13 protein-coding genes are annotated in these 15,126 nt (G+C 70.0%); 10 read left to right on the forward strand and 3 right to left on the reverse strand.

Annotated features, from left to right (window positions below):
• Nucleotides 1–963: 963 nt before the first annotated feature.
• The 3 genes from gatC to gatB are packed head-to-tail and all read left to right on the forward strand — an operon-like array spanning nucleotide 964 to nucleotide 4,319.
• Entirely contained in the window at nucleotides 964–1,260 is a 297-nt protein-coding gene (gatC, locus tag JJJ15_RS10900; RefSeq protein ID WP_106108672.1) for an Asp-tRNA(Asn)/Glu-tRNA(Gln) amidotransferase subunit GatC, read from the forward strand.
• 6 nt (nucleotides 1,261–1,266) lie between these two features.
• Complete coding sequence (gatA, locus tag JJJ15_RS10905; RefSeq protein WP_200510750.1) at nucleotides 1,267–2,826, forward strand: Asp-tRNA(Asn)/Glu-tRNA(Gln) amidotransferase subunit GatA; 1,560 nt, start codon at nucleotides 1,267–1,269, stop codon at nucleotides 2,824–2,826.
• On the forward strand, nucleotides 2,826–4,319 hold the full coding sequence (gatB, locus tag JJJ15_RS10910; protein WP_106108674.1) for an Asp-tRNA(Asn)/Glu-tRNA(Gln) amidotransferase subunit GatB: 1,494 nt from the start codon (nucleotides 2,826–2,828) through the stop codon (nucleotides 4,317–4,319). Before gatA ends, gatB begins: the two co-directional genes overlap by 1 nt.
• 640 nt (nucleotides 4,320–4,959) lie before the next feature.
• Here the strand turns inward: gatB and JJJ15_RS13280 are convergent.
• Nucleotides 4,960–6,177, reverse strand: coding sequence for a M23 family metallopeptidase (locus tag JJJ15_RS13280; protein ID WP_246742043.1), 1,218 nt, complete (start codon nucleotides 6,175–6,177; stop codon nucleotides 4,960–4,962).
• Between the two features lie 574 nt (nucleotides 6,178–6,751).
• Between JJJ15_RS13280 and rpsB the strand changes: the two genes are divergently transcribed.
• The gene (gene rpsB / locus JJJ15_RS10920; protein WP_106108676.1) at nucleotides 6,752–7,573 is read left to right on the forward strand and encodes a 30S ribosomal protein S2; all 822 of its coding nucleotides are present in this window, start codon (nucleotides 6,752–6,754) and stop codon (nucleotides 7,571–7,573) included.
• Nucleotides 7,574–7,619: 46 nt separating this feature from the next.
• The gene (gene tsf, locus JJJ15_RS10925) at nucleotides 7,620–8,459 is read left to right on the forward strand and encodes a translation elongation factor Ts (protein ID WP_200510751.1); all 840 of its coding nucleotides are present in this window, start codon (nucleotides 7,620–7,622) and stop codon (nucleotides 8,457–8,459) included.
• A 144-nt stretch (nucleotides 8,460–8,603) separates the two neighbouring features.
• Here tsf and JJJ15_RS10930 read toward each other — a convergent pair whose 3' ends face one another.
• Together JJJ15_RS10930 and JJJ15_RS10935 are read right to left on the reverse strand one after the other, a co-directional pair.
• Nucleotides 8,604–8,891, reverse strand: a complete 288-nt coding sequence (locus JJJ15_RS10930) for a hypothetical protein (RefSeq protein ID WP_106108678.1) — start codon at nucleotides 8,889–8,891, stop codon at nucleotides 8,604–8,606.
• Nucleotides 8,892–8,905: 14 nt separating this feature from the next.
• The gene (locus JJJ15_RS10935) at nucleotides 8,906–10,645 is read right to left on the reverse strand and encodes a sodium:solute symporter family protein (protein WP_200510752.1); all 1,740 of its coding nucleotides are present in this window, start codon (nucleotides 10,643–10,645) and stop codon (nucleotides 8,906–8,908) included.
• Nucleotides 10,646–10,873: 228 nt separating this feature from the next.
• Here JJJ15_RS10935 and pyrH point away from each other — a divergent pair, with 228 nt between their 5' ends.
• The 5 genes from pyrH to JJJ15_RS10960 all read left to right on the forward strand — a co-directional run bounded on the left by pyrH (nucleotide 10,874) and on the right by JJJ15_RS10960 (nucleotide 15,125).
• Entirely contained in the window at nucleotides 10,874–11,623 is a 750-nt protein-coding gene (gene pyrH / locus JJJ15_RS10940; RefSeq protein WP_106108680.1) for a UMP kinase, read from the forward strand.
• 91 nt (nucleotides 11,624–11,714) lie between these two features.
• Nucleotides 11,715–12,272 (forward strand): ribosome recycling factor, encoded by a 558-nt coding sequence (frr, locus tag JJJ15_RS10945; protein ID WP_106108681.1) that lies wholly within the window; start codon nucleotides 11,715–11,717, stop codon nucleotides 12,270–12,272.
• A gap of 40 nt (nucleotides 12,273–12,312) precedes the next feature.
• Nucleotides 12,313–13,251, forward strand: a complete 939-nt coding sequence (locus tag JJJ15_RS10950; RefSeq protein ID WP_246742044.1) for a phosphatidate cytidylyltransferase — start codon at nucleotides 12,313–12,315, stop codon at nucleotides 13,249–13,251.
• Between the two features lie 120 nt (nucleotides 13,252–13,371).
• Nucleotides 13,372–14,586: a 23S rRNA (adenine(2503)-C(2))-methyltransferase RlmN gene (rlmN, locus tag JJJ15_RS10955; RefSeq protein WP_246742283.1), complete on the forward strand. Its 1,215-nt coding sequence runs from the start codon at nucleotides 13,372–13,374 to the stop codon at nucleotides 14,584–14,586.
• The gene (locus JJJ15_RS10960) at nucleotides 14,583–15,125 is read left to right on the forward strand and encodes a DivIVA domain-containing protein (RefSeq protein ID WP_106108682.1); all 543 of its coding nucleotides are present in this window, start codon (nucleotides 14,583–14,585) and stop codon (nucleotides 15,123–15,125) included. The genes rlmN and JJJ15_RS10960 overlap by 4 nt, the downstream gene beginning before the upstream one ends.
• Nucleotide 15,126: the final 1 nt, after the last annotated feature.

A 15,126-nucleotide genomic window follows, 5' to 3' on the forward strand; every position in this document is an offset into this window, starting at 1 on the left:
TGCCCAACCTTGTCCACAATCCAATGGCCCGCCGACGTGCGAGCCGTAGGTTCCATCACACCGGTGAGTCGCTGAGTTGTCAATGGAGAACACGGTGATTCTCTCTGTGAGATCGGGCAAAAGTAGTCGGGGACGGGGCGGTGCGGCGCTCCAGGGCGGTAGGTAAGCGCCCCTTGCGTCCTCTGGGAGGTGTTTCCTGCCGGGACGGGGCTGGTGGTCTGGCTGGGGGCCGCCTACCGGCAGGCGTCGGTCGTTTCCTACCGGGACGGGGCTGAATGGTGCTGCTGCTCTCCTGGCGTCCTCGGGGGTGGTGGTCGCGCTCCTCGACGAGACAGCCCAGGCGCCACGCCGGGCCCTTCACCGCTCGAGCTCGCGGACAGCGCCCGCGCGGAGCGCTGGTGCCTGCCGACCACGGAGGCGCTGGCCCCACCCAGGTGTGGACCTGCGGCCGCCGACACGCCGCGGGCGAGCCCGCCCGTGGCCAGCTCCACCCAGGCGTGGGCTCGCGCCAGCCATGCTGCCGGACCGCCACCTGCTCCGTGTCAACCCCGCCCAGGCGCGGACCCGCGGTCCAGCCCCTCAGAGCAGGACGGTCTTGGTCCTGCCAGCCCCGCCCAGGCGCGGACCTGTGCCCGTGCGCGGAGCGCTGGCGTCCCCCCGAGGACGGCCTGAGGCCCATCTTCGGGCGACCCACGCACCGGACGGGCAGCCCCTGTGTACGGAGCTGTCCTGGCGATCAGGACCTCTACGTGTGAGGCAGGTCCGTAGCCCCTGCAATACGGGTCCGTCCCCGCGAACCTCACGGCTACCCCGGCGCCAGCCACCATAGCTCCTGCAATACGAGGCCTGGTCTGGTGCCGCCCAGGGGCAGGAGGAGCATCACGACCCCAGGCGCCCTCGTGCCGCTACGGCTCCGGTGCCGCCTAGGGGCGAGGCGGGGCCGGGCGCGGATACACTGCCGCCATGTCCACCATCTCCACCGACGAGGTAGCCCGCGTCGCGGCGCTCGCACGGGTGGCGCTGAGCCAGGAGGAGGTGACGCGCCTGGCAGGTGAGCTGGACGCCGTCGCCTCGTCCTTCGCCCGGGTCACCAGCGTGGTCACGCCCGACCTGCCTGCCACCTCCCACCCGGTCCCCCTGACCAACGTGCTCCGCCAGGACGTTCCCGGCCCCACCCTGGACGTCGACGAGCTCCTTGCCGGTGCCCCAGCAGCCGAGGACTCCATGTTCCTCGTGCCCCAGATCCTCGGGGAGGAGTAAGGACCGATGACCTCTTCCACACTTTCCTCGCTCGTGCGCGCCACCGCCGCCGAGCAGGCCGCTGCCCTCGCCTCCGGCGAGGTCTCCTCCCACGAGCTGACCCAGGCGCACCTGGACCGTGTGTCCGCCGTTGACGACGCCGTGCACGCCTTCCTGGACGTGGACGCCTCTAGGGCCCTGGCCGACGCCGACGCCGCCGACGCCGTACGGCGCCAGGGGGCGGCCGGTGAGCTCACCGGGGTACCCGTGGCCGTCAAGGACCTCATCTGCACCAGGGGACAGGTGACCACCGCGGCCTCACGGATCCTCGCTGGCTGGGTCCCGCCCTACGACGCCACCCTGGTGACCAACCTGCGTGCCGCCCACCTACCGGTCCTGGGCAAGACCAACCTGGACGAGTTCGCCATGGGCGGCTCCACCGAGCACTCGGCCTTCGGCCGGACCTCCAACCCCTGGGACCTGGGGCGGATCCCCGGGGGCTCCTCGGGCGGCTCGGCGGCGGCCCTGGGGGCCTTTGAGGCGCCCCTGGCGGTGGGCACCGACACAGGTGGCTCCATCCGCCAGCCCGCCGCCGTCACCGGCACCGTGGGGGTCAAGCCCACCTACGGCACGGTCTCGCGCTTTGGCGTCATCGCCATGGCCTCCTCCCTGGACACCCCCGGCCCCATGGCCCGCACCGTCCTGGACACCGCCCTGCTGCACGACGTCATCGCCTCCTACGACCCCCTGGACTCCACCTCGCTGAGTGACGCCCCCCGGGGTATGGCCGCCGTCGTGCGCGCCGCACGGGCCGGGCGCGACCTCAGCGGGCTGCGCGTGGGTGTGGTCCGCGAGCTCGACGGCGGCGAGGGCTACCAGCCCGGCGTCGTGGACTCCTTCCACGCGGCTCTGCACCTGCTGGAGGAGGCCGGGGCCCAGGTCGAGACGGTCTGCCTGCCGCACCTGGAGTACGCCCTGGACGCCTACTACCTCATTATGCCCGCCGAGGCCTCCTCCAACCTGGCCCGCTACGACGGCATGCGCTACGGCCTGCGGGTGGAGCCTGCGCAGGGCCCCGTCACCGCCGAGACCGTCATGGCTGCCACCCGCGGCGCCGGCTTCGGTGACGAGGTCAAGCGCCGCATTATCCTGGGCACCCACGTGCTGAGCGCCGGCTACTACGACGCCTACTACGGGAGCGCCCAGAAGGTGCGCACGCTCGTCCAGCGCGACTTCGCCGCCGCCTGGGACGAGGCGGACGTCCTGGTCTCACCCACCGCGCCGGTGACGGCCTACAGGTTCGGGGAGAAGGACGACCCGCTGACCATGTACAAGCTGGACGTCACCACGATCCCGGCGAACCTGGCCGGTGTCCCGGGGATGAGCCTGCCCTCGGGTCTGGTCGACGGCCTGCCGGTCGGCTTCCAGATCCTGGCCCCGCAGCGTGCCGACGACCGCCTCTACCGCGTGGGCGCCGTCCTGGAGGCCGCCCTGGAGGACAGGTGGGGCGCCCCCCTGCTCTCCCAGGCCCCCGCCCTGCCCGAGGCCGCCCCCGGCCAGGGCGCCGTATCTGAGGAGGAGAACTGATGGACGAGCTCATGGACTACGACGAGGCGGTGCGCCGCTACGACCCGGTCCTGGGGCTGGAGGTGCACGTCGAGCTGGGCACCGCCACCAAGATGTTCGACGCCGCCCCCAACGTCTTCGGGGCGCGACCCAACACCATGGTCACCCCCACCAGCGTGGGGCTTCCCGGCTCACTGCCCGTGGTCAACGGCAAGGGGGTGGAGTACGCCATCCGTATCGGCCTGGCCCTGGGCTGCCAGATCGCCGAGTCCTGCCGATTCGCGAGGAAGAACTACTTCTACCCAGACCTGGCCAAGGACTTCCAGACCTCCCAGTCCGACGAGCCCATCGCCTACGACGGAGCCCTGGAGGTCGAGCTGGAGGACGGTACCTTCTTCACCGTCCCCATTGAGCGGGCCCACATGGAGGAGGACGCCGGGAAGAACACCCACGTGGGTGGGGCTGACGGCCGTATCGAGGGCGCCAGCCACTCCCTGGTGGACTACAACCGTGCCGGCGTGCCCCTGGTGGAGATCGTCACCCGCCCTATCGAGGGCGCGGGCGAGCGGGCCCCTGAGGTCGCGGCCACCTACGTGAGGACCCTGCGCGACATCTTCCGGGCCCTGGGGGTCTCCGAGGCGCGTATGGAGCGTGGCAACGTGCGTGCTGACGTCAACGTCTCCCTGCGTGAGTCCCCCGACGCCCCCCTGGGTACCCGTACCGAGACCAAGAACGTCAACACCTTCCGCGGTATTGAGCAGGTTGTCCGCTACGAGATCCGGCGTCAGGCGGCGGTCCTCGCCTCCGGGGGGACGGTGCTGCAGGAGACCCGCCACGGCCAGGCCGACGGCACCACCCGCCCCGGTCGCGTCAAGTCCGATGCGGACGACTACCGCTACTTCCCTGAGCCCGACCTCGTCCCCGTGGCCCCCAGTCGTCAGTGGGTCGAGGAGATCCGGGCCGCCCTGCCCGAGATGCCCGCTGCCAGGCGGCGGCGTCTGAAGGCCGAGTGGTCCCTGTCCGACTCCGAGATGCGTGACGTGGTCAACGCCGGTGCGTTGGAGCTGGTCGAGGCCACCACGGCTGCCGGTACGAGTGGCCAGGCTGCCCGTAAGTGGTGGATGGGGGAGCTCTCCCGCGCCGCCAAGGAGCGTGGGGTCACGCTGGAGGACCTGCCCGTCACCCCGGCGCAGGTCGCCCAGCTCCAGTCCCTGGTGGACAGCGGACGCCTTACCGACAAACTGGCACGTCAGGTCCTGGAGGGTGTCCTGGCCGGGGAGGGTGACCCCGAGGCCGTGTCCGCCGCCCGGGGCCTGGAGGTGGTCTCCGACGACGGCGCCCTGCTGGCTGCGGTTGACCAGGCCCTGGCCGACAACCCCGACGTCGCGGAGAAGATCCGTGGCGGCAAGGTCCAGGCCGCGGGTGCCATTGTCGGCGCGGTCATGAGGGCCACCCGGGGCCAGGCCAATGCCAGGCGGGTACGTGAGCTCATTATGGAGCGGGTGAGTGCCTGAGCTGACGTCCGCAGGCTTATTCAAGGAGTGGTGTCCGGTCCGGGGGGAGGCGTGGACTCACCCCGGACCAGGGGAGAGGGGCCACGTCGTCCGGGGTGGAGGCGTGGAGGGTTGCCATAATCCTCTCGGAGCGTGCGTCGTGGCCCCGTCCGGGTCGGGGGTCTGGAGCCCCGACCGCCGTGGGGCCTGCGTCGAGGCGGCTGCTGGGCCGGACGGACATTGCGCCCGGGTCAGCTTGCGGACCCGCAGACGTCGGAAGGACGGCTCTGCCGCGCGGGTATCACTCATGCACGGGCTCCGCTGGCCCGGGGAAAACTGCGTGTCCCTCTACCTGGGGACTGCCGCGACGACGAGCCCAGCTGACCCAGGGAGGACCAGCCCCTCGAGCTCAGGTCCAGGTTGGCGCGGGTCTGGACGTGCCGGGCCGGGGGACCGGCCCCGTAGCCCAGGGGAGGACCTCCAGGGGAGGATCTTCTGAGCCGTGTAGCAGGTGCCGACGCGGCGCAACCTGGGGTGGAAGGACCGCCCCACAGAAGGCGGACGACACGTGCGATAAGGGCGCACAGGCTCCCGGCCCCGGGTCTGCCGGTGCTCTCACGGGCTGGTGGTGCAAGACACCTCCTGCGCCGCCAGCCCGTCGCTACCGGGACGGCTTGAGGCGGATGACCGTGGAGGTCAGGAGCCGTAGAGGGTTGATGTAGCTCTTCCGACCGGTGCGCGCACCCCAGTGAAGGGCGTCCACCCCGTCGGTACGGTGGCCAGCCAGGAGCGTGCCGATCACCTGCCCGGCCTCCACGTGGTCCCCGGCCTGCACGCAGGGCTCTACCGGCTCGTAGGTGGTACGGATTCCGTCGGCGTGGTCGATCGAGACCACCGGCCGCCCGGCCACGGGCCCGGAGAAGGCCACCGTCCCTGCTGCCGCGGCACGTACCGGGGAGCCTGCGGCCAGGGCCAGATCCACTCCCCGGTGCCCGCGCAGCCAGTCGTGGGCGGGCGGGTCAAAGGAGGCTAGGACGGCGACCGGGCCCCCTGTCGGCCAGGTGTAGCGCACCCGGGGTGAGCGCTGGGGGAGGGGCGCCGGGTCACCCTGACCGCTCCCTGGGACCGATACCCCCGCGGCGTCCGGCATGAGCCAGGTGGCGTCTGAGACCGTCAGCCCTGACGCAGGAACCGCCTGGCCGTGTGCGAGGACGGTGGGGTGGGCGCCAGCTGTCGTTCCCGTGACGGGCGTGCTCCCCGGGACCGGGGGCGGCTCGGGGGCCGTGGGCCGGGGCGGGCTGGCCAGCTCCGTCGGACCAACCGGCTCCGCCGGGCCAGCAGGAACCGGTGGGTTGGCCAGCTCCGTCCGGCTTGCCGGGTCGGGTGGGACAGTGAGGGTGGCTGGAGCGGACGTCCCCTGGGAGGCCGTGCCGGCTAGGGTGGGGCCAGCGGGAGCGGGAGAAGTACCCAGGTCGGGAGCACCGGGGCCAGCAGGAACCGGTGGGCTGGCCGGGCCGGGCGCGTCAACGGAGACGGTCGGGTCGCCGGGGACAACCGGGGCGGGCACCGGGGAGGACGCCAAGGACACCGTGGTGGAGTAAGGGAAACGGCCCTGGGTGGGGGTGGTCGGGGGCTGGGGCCCTGGGGCCGGGGCGATGACGTCGTGTCCGCCGCCCGGGATCATGGTCCTCTCGGCCGGGGCGGGTCGAGGCCCTACCTGTCCGGGTGGCGGATCCGGGCTGGTGGACCTGGAGTGAGGGGACGCCGCCGGTGCCGAGGACGAGAGCAGGAGCAGGGCGGCGGCCAGGAGCACCAGGCCGGAGACCCTCCGGGCGCGGGCGGGCTGGACTGGCTGAAGAATATGTGTGAAGTGTGTCATGACCATATGCTGTGCCTAGCGCGTCCCACGTTTCACCTGCGATGCCTCTACCCTGTGGACAAAGAGTTGTCCACAGGCTGAGGGCGCCGAGTGACGCCGCATGATTCCGCGGTTCCTGCCTCTAAGGGGCGCTCTTATCGAGGAGGCGAGGGGTCTGGTCGGCACTGCGGCAGGGCCTGGTAGGCGGTCGCAGGCGCCGTCCTGAGAGGCTGTGATACCCTCACGCCGCAGCGTGCTGCCTGTCATCTTGGATCGACAGGTCCCAGTGCGTTGACTACGCGTGCCCGCACCTGCGAGGGCCACCAGTACCTGGTGGGCCTGACAGGACGTCCTCTCGGATGACGCAGTCGTGGTCCCGGCCCAGCCGGGTGGCTGCGCGTCGCAGGCACCAGGCCCGTACCCGGTACCGCCCCGTCGGCGTCGGGGTCGTCCCACCTGTCCCGCACGGGTGACGGCAGGGAAGAAACCAGCCCCCGGACCCCGGCGTCAGGTCCCCGCCACGGGACGGCGGCGCCGTCGGTCCCAGAGAGACCGTGGCCCGGGCAACCTCCCGGGACCACACGAAAGGACCGTCATGGCAGTCGTGACCATGCGCCAGCTCCTCGAGAGCGGTGTCCACTTCGGGCACCAGACCCGCCGCTGGAACCCTAAGATGAAGCGCTTCATCCTCACCGAGCGCAACGGCATCTACATTATCGACCTTCAGCAGTCGGTGGACGGCATTAACGCCGCCTATGACTTTGTCAAGGAGATCGTCGCCCGTGGGGGGAACATCCTCTTCGTGGGCACCAAGAAGCAGGCGCAAGCCGCCGTGGCCGAGCAGGCCCAGCGAGTGGGTATGCCGTACGTGAACCAGCGCTGGCTGGGCGGTATGCTCACCAACTTCTCCACCGTGCACGCCCGCCTGGACCGCATGAAGGAGCTTGAGCAGATCGACTTTGACGACGTGGCCGGCTCCGGCCGCACCAAGAAGGAGCTGCTCATGATGCGTCGGGAGAAGGACAAGCTCTCCCGCACCCTGGGCGGAATCCGCGACATGGCCAAGCTGCCCGCCGCCGTCTGGGTGGTGGACACCAAGAAGGAGCACCTGGCCGTTGCCGAGGCCAAGAAGCTGGGAATCCCGGTCATCGCGATCCTCGACACCAACTGCGACCCTGACGAGGTCACCTACGGCATCCCCGGCAACGACGACGCCATCCGCTCCGTTGAGCTGCTGACCCGCGTGGTGGCCGAGGCCGTGGCGGCCGGGCTGCTTGACCCCGCCGCGGGCCGGGGCCGCACGGGCGCCAAGGAGTCCGCCGGGACCCCCGAGGACGAGCCCCTGCCCGAGTGGGAGGCCGAGCTCCTCTCCGGTACCTCCGAGGCCACGGAGAAGGCCGCCTCCGAGCAGGCCTGAGCCCCAATACTTCGTCCGTCAACTCCACGATCACCAGGAGATATCCATGGCGAACTACACCACTGCTGACATTAAGGCGCTGCGCGAGAAGACCGGCGCCGGCATGCTCGACGTCAAGAAGGCGCTCGACGAGGCCGACGGCGACATTGAGAAGGCCATTGAGATTATCCGCGTCAAGGGACTCAAGGGCATTGCCAAGCGCGAGGGCCGCTCCGCCTCCGCCGGGCTCATTGTCGCCAAGGTCGTCGATGAGGCCCAGGGCCAGGTGGGCGTCCTTGTCGAGATCAACGCCGAGACCGACTTCGTGGCCAAGAACCAGAAGTTCCTGGACTACGCCGACAAGGTCCTCGCCGCCGCCCTGGCCTCCGACGCCCAGAGCGCCGAGGCGCTGGCCGAGGTCGAGGTCGACGGCACCAGCGTCAAGGACCTCACCGACTCCATGCAGGCCGTCATCGGCGAGAAGATCGTCGTGCGCCGCCTGGCCCGCCTGACCGCGCCGCAGGTGGAGCTCTACCTGCACCGCACCAACCCCGACCTGCCCGCCCAGGTGGGCGTGCTGGTGGGCACCGACGCCGCGGCCGCCAAGGTGGCCCACGACGTCGCCATGCACGTCGCCGCCTACTCCCCGGCCTACCTCAGCCGCCAGGACGTCCCGGCTGAGATCGTGGACAAGGAGCGCTCCATCGCCGAGGAGGTCACCCGCGCCGAGGGCAAGCCCGAGAAGGCCATCGCCAGGATCGTCGAGGGACGCCTGAACGGCTTCTTCAAGGAGAACGTCCTGCTGGACCAGGCCTACGCCAAGGACCCCAAGACCACGGTCGGCAAGGTCGTCAAGGCTACCGGCGGTGAGCTGACCGGTTTCGTGCGCTTCCGCGTGGGTGCCTGAGGGCGGTCCCCTAATACCGGCCCCGAGACGGGGCGTGCCTGTGGGCGGTGCGTGACAGCGCCGCCCACAGGCACGTTCACGAGGTGGGGGACGTTCCCGTGGGCAGTCTGGTGACCTCCTGGCGGGCCCCCCGGATCTCGCGTGCTAGATCCCCTCGTGGACGATCTTCTTAATAGTCTTCTCGTCCATGCCGGTGATGTTCTCGTCGCCGCTCTCACCCTCGGGGGAGAGGAGCCACCAGGCCGCCATGGAGCCGGCGATGACGAGCAGGGCGATACCGGCCCACAGGTTGGCGTTGACCCCGCCGGTCTTGGCGTTCTCGTCAGGACCGTTGAGGAAGGCTGAGCACAGGAGCAGGTACACGCCGATAATGCCGAGCACGGCGGCGATGACGGTGCGGATGTCCGCGAGGACCTTGAGGAACGTGTTCATAGCTGTCTCCCTGGTCAGTGGAAGATGGTGTTGAGGAGGAGGACGAGGGCGGCCGAGCAGATCGCCAGGGGGACCGGCCGGCGGAACCAGGCGAGCTCGGCGCTCTTGGGGTCGGCGCGGTGCTCCTTGGGGGTCAGGGAGTAGACGAAGCCGACGAGCTCGGAGTCGGGCTTGGGCCTGGTGGCCAGCGAGACCACCACCGTCACCACCAGGTCCGTGGTGAAGGCCGCACCTGCCGCCAGGAAGGCCAGGCCCTGGCCCGGGAGGTTCAGCAGGTGCGTCCAGTGCAGGATATTGAGGGTCAGCGCCGCCAGGGTCCCTGAGACCAGGCCGATCCAGCCCGCGGTCGCCGTTGCCCGCTTCCAGAGCATGCCGACGATAAAGGTCGCGAAGAGCGGGGCGTTGAACATGGAGAACAGCTGCTGGAGGTAGTCCATGAGGTTCTCGAACTTGGAGGCGATGAACGCCGTGAGGATGGCGGTGACGGTGGCGAACGCCGTCGCGAGGTGCCCGATCCTCAGGTAGGTGGCGTCATCGGCCTTCTTGTTGATGTAGCCCTCGTAGAGATCCACGGTGAACACCGTGTTGAAGGCGGAGATATTGGCTGCCATACCGGCCATGAAGGAGGCCAGCAGGCCGGTGATCGCCAGGCCCAGGAGCCCGTTGGGCAGCACGTCACGCATGAGCAGCAGGACGGCGTCGTTGTAGGTGGCGCTGCCTGCCGGGGCCTCGGTGCCCGCGATGGTCAGCTGCTTGAGGTCGATGACCTCCCTGACCAGGACGGCGGCCACCATACCGGGGATGATCACCAGGAACGGGACCAGCATCTTGGCGAAGGTGCCGATGATCGGGGCCGAGCGCGCCGAGGAGATGGAGTCCGCCGCCATGGCACGCTGCACCTCCACGAAGTTGGTGGTCCAGTAGCCGAAGGAGAGCACGAAGCCCAGGCCGAAGACGATGCCGATCACCGACAGGACGGGGGAGCCGAAGCCGGACAGGAGCAGACCGGGCCAGGAGTGGAGCTGGGCGGCGGGGTCGGCGTAGGTGCCCTGGGCCCCGGACACCGCCTGGGTGACCTTCTCGGTGAGCCCCTCCCACCAGCCCACCCGGTGCAGGCCCAGCAGGGTCAGGGGGAGCAGGGCCACGATAATGACGAAGAACTGCAGGACCTCGTTGTAGATGGCCGCCGACAGCCCGCCCAGGCTGATGTAGGAGAAGACGATGACGGCGGCCACGACCAGCGCCACCCACAGCGGCCAGCCCAGCAGGCGGTTGATGATCGAGCCCAGCAGGAAGAGGTTGACCCCGGCGATGAGCAGCTGGGCCAGGGCGAAGGCGATCGCGTTGATCAGGTGCGCCGTGCTGCCGTAGCGCTTGAGCATGAACTCCGGCACGGAGCGGACCTTGGAGCCGTAGTAGAAGGGCATCATGACCAGCCCCAGGAACAGCATGGCCGGGATGGCGCCGATCCAGAAGTAGTGGAAGGTCGGCAGGCCGTACTTCGCCCCGTTGGCGGACATGCCCATGATCTCCACGGCGCCGAGGTTGGCCGAGACGAAGGCGATGCCGGTCACCCAGGCGGGCAGGGAACGGCCCGAGGTGAGGAACTCGTTGGAGGAGGAGGTTCGCATCTTGGCCATGAAGCCCACGGCGATGACGAAGCCGAAGTAGATGACGATGGGGAAGTAGTCGTACCAGCGGGCGTCCAGGCGGATGGAGGATGCTGCTGGCAGCAGTAAGGGGTAGAGGGTCATGGGTAGGCTCCTGCGGTGGGGACGGCGCTCGACTGTGAGTGTCTTCACGTAGCCTAGTGGCTGGCTGGGGTTTCATCCACCGGTTCGGGGGACCTCCTTCGGCCAGACGACGGGTGGCCTCCCGTCCGTGATGACGGCGGTCAACCAGGTAGTCTCTGACAGGTAGTGCGAGCGCGAGCGTGCGCGCGACCGTACCCCAGGCCGCGGACTGACGTAAGGAGACCCGTCATGACTCAGACCCCCCAGACCGATACGTCGCGCCGTCCGCGTCGTGTCCTGCTCAAGCTCTCTGGTGAGGTCTTCGGAGGCGGCAGCGTGGGGCTGGACGCCGATGTCGTCTCCGACGCCGCCCGGCAGATCGCCCAGGCCGTGCTCCAGGGGGTCCAGGTGGCTGTCGTCGTCGGCGGAGGCAACTTCTTCCGCGGTGCCGAGCTCTCCTCCCGGGGGATGGACCGCGCCCGGGCTGACTACATGGGCATGCTCGGCACCGTCATGAACGCCCTGGCTCTGCAGGACTTCATTGAGCAGGCAGGCGTGCCCGCCCGGGTCCAGACCGCGATCGCCATGGGGCAGGTCGCCGAGTCCTACATCCCGCTACGTGCCATCCGTCACATGGAGAAGGGGCGTGTGGTGGTCTTCGGGGCGGGGGCGGGCCTGCCCTACTTCTCCACCGACACCGTCTCGGCCCAGCGCGCCCTGGAGACCCACTGCGAGGAGCTCCTGGTAGGCAAGAACGGGGTGGACGGGGTCTACACCGCCGACCCGCGTACCCACCCCGACGCCGTCAGGCTGGAGCGTCTCTCCTACGACCGGGCCCTGAGCGAGGGGCTCCAGGTCCTGGACGCCTCCGCCTTCGCCCTGTGCCGCGACAACGGCCTGACCATGCGGGTGTTCGGCATGGGCGGACGTGGGAACATCACCCGGGCCCTGCTCGGGGAGAAGATCGGTACCCTCGTGTCGGTCACCGGCGAGGCCTGAGCCCCGACCTCGGTGGCCCCACCGGCCACCACCCTCAACTTCCCGCGCCCGGCGCGGTCCCACCTACCAACCACCAGTGCAAGGAAGACCAATGATCGAAGACGTCATGCTTGAGGCCGAGGACAAGATGGAGCGTGCCCTGGAGGCCGCCAGGGGCGAGCTCGCCGCCATCCGCACCGGTCGCGCCAACCCTGCCATGTTCAACGGCATTATGGTGGACTACTACGGCGCCCCCACACCCCTCCAGCAGCTGGCCTCCCTGACCATCCCCGAGGCCCGCACCGTGCTCGTCAGCCCCTTCGACCGCTCGGCCATGAAGGCTATCACCACCGCCATCCGCGAGTCGGACCTGGGGGTCAACCCCACTGACGACGGTACCGTCATCCGCGTCACCCTGCCGGCGCTCACCGAGGAGCGTCGTAAGGACTACGTCAAGCTGGCCCGGACCCGGGCCGAGGAGTCCCGGGTCCAGATCCGCGGTATCCGGGGCAAGGCCAAGAAGGAGCTTGAGACCATCAAGAAGGACGGGGAGGCCGGTGAGGACGACGTCAAGCGCGCCGGGCACGAGCTGGACTCCCTGACGAGGCGCTTCGTCGAGCAGGTCGACGCCGCCCTGGCCGCCAAGGAGGCCGAGCTCCTAGAGGTCTGAGCCCCGCCGCTGCCCCCGCCCCGACCCCCTGCTGCCGACCGTGACCGTCCTGAGAACGCTGCTGACCCCGCCGCCGACACGCAACCACGCCCCCCTGCCCTCCACCGGGCGGGCAGGGCGCAACCTGCCTGCCGCCGTCGGGGTAGCCGCGCTGCTTATCTCCGTGATCCTGGCCTCGCTGCTCATCAACAAGGTCTTCTTCGTCGGCCTGGTGGTGGTCGCGGTCTGTGCCGCCCTGTGGGAGCTGGCCGGGGCCCTGGCCCGCAAACGCATCCGCCTGCCCCTGGCCCCTCTGTGGCTGGGCACGGTCGGCTCAGCCGTCTGCGCCTGGAACGTCGGGGCGGAGGCGGCCCTCGGCGCCTACCTGGCCACCGCCGGGGCCTGCGTCCTGTGGTGCTTCCTGGACCAGGCGGAGGCTGAGACCGGTACCGTGCTGGAGGTCCCCGGGCACGACGTCCCTCGTACCGACGCGCACGACGCCGTCCGCCGTGCGCGCTCGGTAGCCGCCTCCGCCTCCGTCCTGGCCGCCACCTACCTGCCGCTCCTGGCCTCATTCGCCCTGCTGCTGGTACGCCAGGACCACGGGGTCGGCAAGGTCATTACGCTCTTCGCTCTTCCGGTGGCCAATGACACCGGCGGGTGGTTGGCTGGTATCACCTTTGGCCGGCACCCCATGGCCCCATCGGTCTCGCCCAAGAAGTCGTGGGAGGGCTTCACGGGCTCCATGGTGGCCACGGTCGCCGTGGGCGTGCTGTGCGTGTGGGTACTGGACGGGCCACCGTGGGCGGGCGCCGTCCTGGGTGCCTGCGTGGTGGTGGTGGCCACCCTGGGGGACCTGGGGGAGTCGCTCCTCAAGCGAGACCTGGGACTCAAGGACATGGGTACCCTGCTGCCCGGCCACGGTGGCATCCTGGACCGGTTGGACTCGATCCTGGTGACCGCGCCCCTCGTCTACCTTTTCAGCCTCGCCGCCTGGTGAGCGCTCCGCCGCCCCTGGCAGGGCAGGATCCGTCCTCCCCGCCGCTTCAAGCGCCTCTTAACTGGAAGGAACCTACCGCCCGTGAGCACCTTCTCCGCACGCCGCGGCCCCCAGGGCCTCGTGCTGCGCCGCCCCGTGCCCGATGGGGTGCAGGTCATGCCCACGGACCAGCCGCCGGAAGGGGCCAGGAGTCCCGACGCCAGACCAAGGCTCTCCCTCGCCGTACCCCCTGCCCGGGGCAAGGCCCCCAGGCACCTGGCGGACCTGGACCTGGCTGGGCGCAAGTCGGCCCTGCGGGCCGTGGGCCTGCCGGCCTTCCGCGCTGACCAGCTGTCGCGCCACTACTTCACCCGGTTCACGCGGGACCCCGCTGACATGACGGACCTGCCCGCCGCCCAGCGCGGGCAGCTGGCCGCCGAGCTCCTGCCCGACCTCATCCACGAGGTGGTCGCACTCAAGGCTGACGGGGGGCGCACCGTCAAGGAGCTGTGGGAGCTGCATGACGGCGTGCGGGTGGAGTCGGTCCTCATGGGCTACCGGGACCGCACCACCCTGTGCGTCTCCAGCCAGGTGGGCTGCGGCATGGCCTGCCCCTTCTGCGCCACCGGCCAGATGGGGCTGACCCGCAACCTGTCCACTGCCGAGATCGTGGAGCAGGTGCGCCACGCCGCCCAGGTCTCGGCCGCCGGGGGGCTGGGGGGCAGGCCCTCCCGCCTGTCCAACGTGGTCTTTATGGGCATGGGTGAGCCCCTGGTCAACTACAGGAACGTCATCGCCGCCCTCCACCGGCTCATCGACCCTGCTCCTGAGGGGTTCGGGATGAGCGCCCGCAGCATCACCGTCTCCACCGTGGGCCTGGTCCCCCTCATCAGGCGTCTGGCGGGGGAGGGGATGCCGGTGACCCTGGCGGTGTCCCTGCACGCCCCGGACGACGAGCTACGTGACGCCCTCATCCCGGTCAACTTCAGGTGGAAGGTCGGTCAGCTCCTGGACGCCGCCTACGGCTACTTCCAGGCCACCGGGCGGCGGGTCTCCATCGAGTACGCCCTCATCAAGGACATGAACGACCACGCCTGGCGCGCTCAGCTCCTAGCCGACGAGCTGGGCCGCCGGGGCAGGGGGTGGGCGCACGTCAATCCCATCCCGCTCAACCCCACCCCGGGCTCTATCTGGACGGCCTCCACCCCGGCGGCGCAGGAGACCTTCGTGGAGACCTTGCGGGCCGCGGGCGTTACCACCACCGTGCGGGACACGCGCGGCAGCGACATCGACGGCGCCTGCGGCCAGCTGGCCACCGAGGCGCTCAACCAGAAAAGTTCCAGGAGGAGCAGATGAGCGACATGTTCCCCAGGGCCTCACGCCTGCGGCCGGGGTACCAGCGTGAGCAGGTGGACCGCTACTTCACGACCGCCCACGAGATCTACGACGCCGGGGAGTTCGAGGAGATGGACTCCGAGGGCGTACGGACCGTCGCCTTCGACATTGTGCGCGGGGGCTACGACCCCGACGCCGTGGACGCCGCCCTGGACCGCCTGGAGACCGCCTTCCTCCAGCGCAAACGCCAGAACTTCGTGGCCAACGAGGGGCGCGAGGCCTGGATGAGCCAGGTGGCCCAGCTCGCCACCACCCTCTACCCCCGCCTCCTGCGTCCGGCCGGGGAACGGTTCGCCCCCGCCAAGGACGGTTACAGCCGTGAGGAGGTCGACGACCTCATGGAGCGTGTCGCCGCCTACTTCGACTCGGAGGCCAAGCTCACCTCCACGGAGGTCCGGGGGGCTACCTTCACCCGGGCCCGTGGACGGAACGCCTACGACGAGGCCAGTGTGGACCGCTACCTGGCCCGTGTCGTCGAGGTCCTCCTGTCGGTGGAGTGAG

It is taken from the genome of Actinomyces sp. HMT897 (assembly GCF_016626125.1).
Lineage (GTDB): Bacteria > Actinomycetota > Actinomycetes > Actinomycetales > Actinomycetaceae > Actinomyces.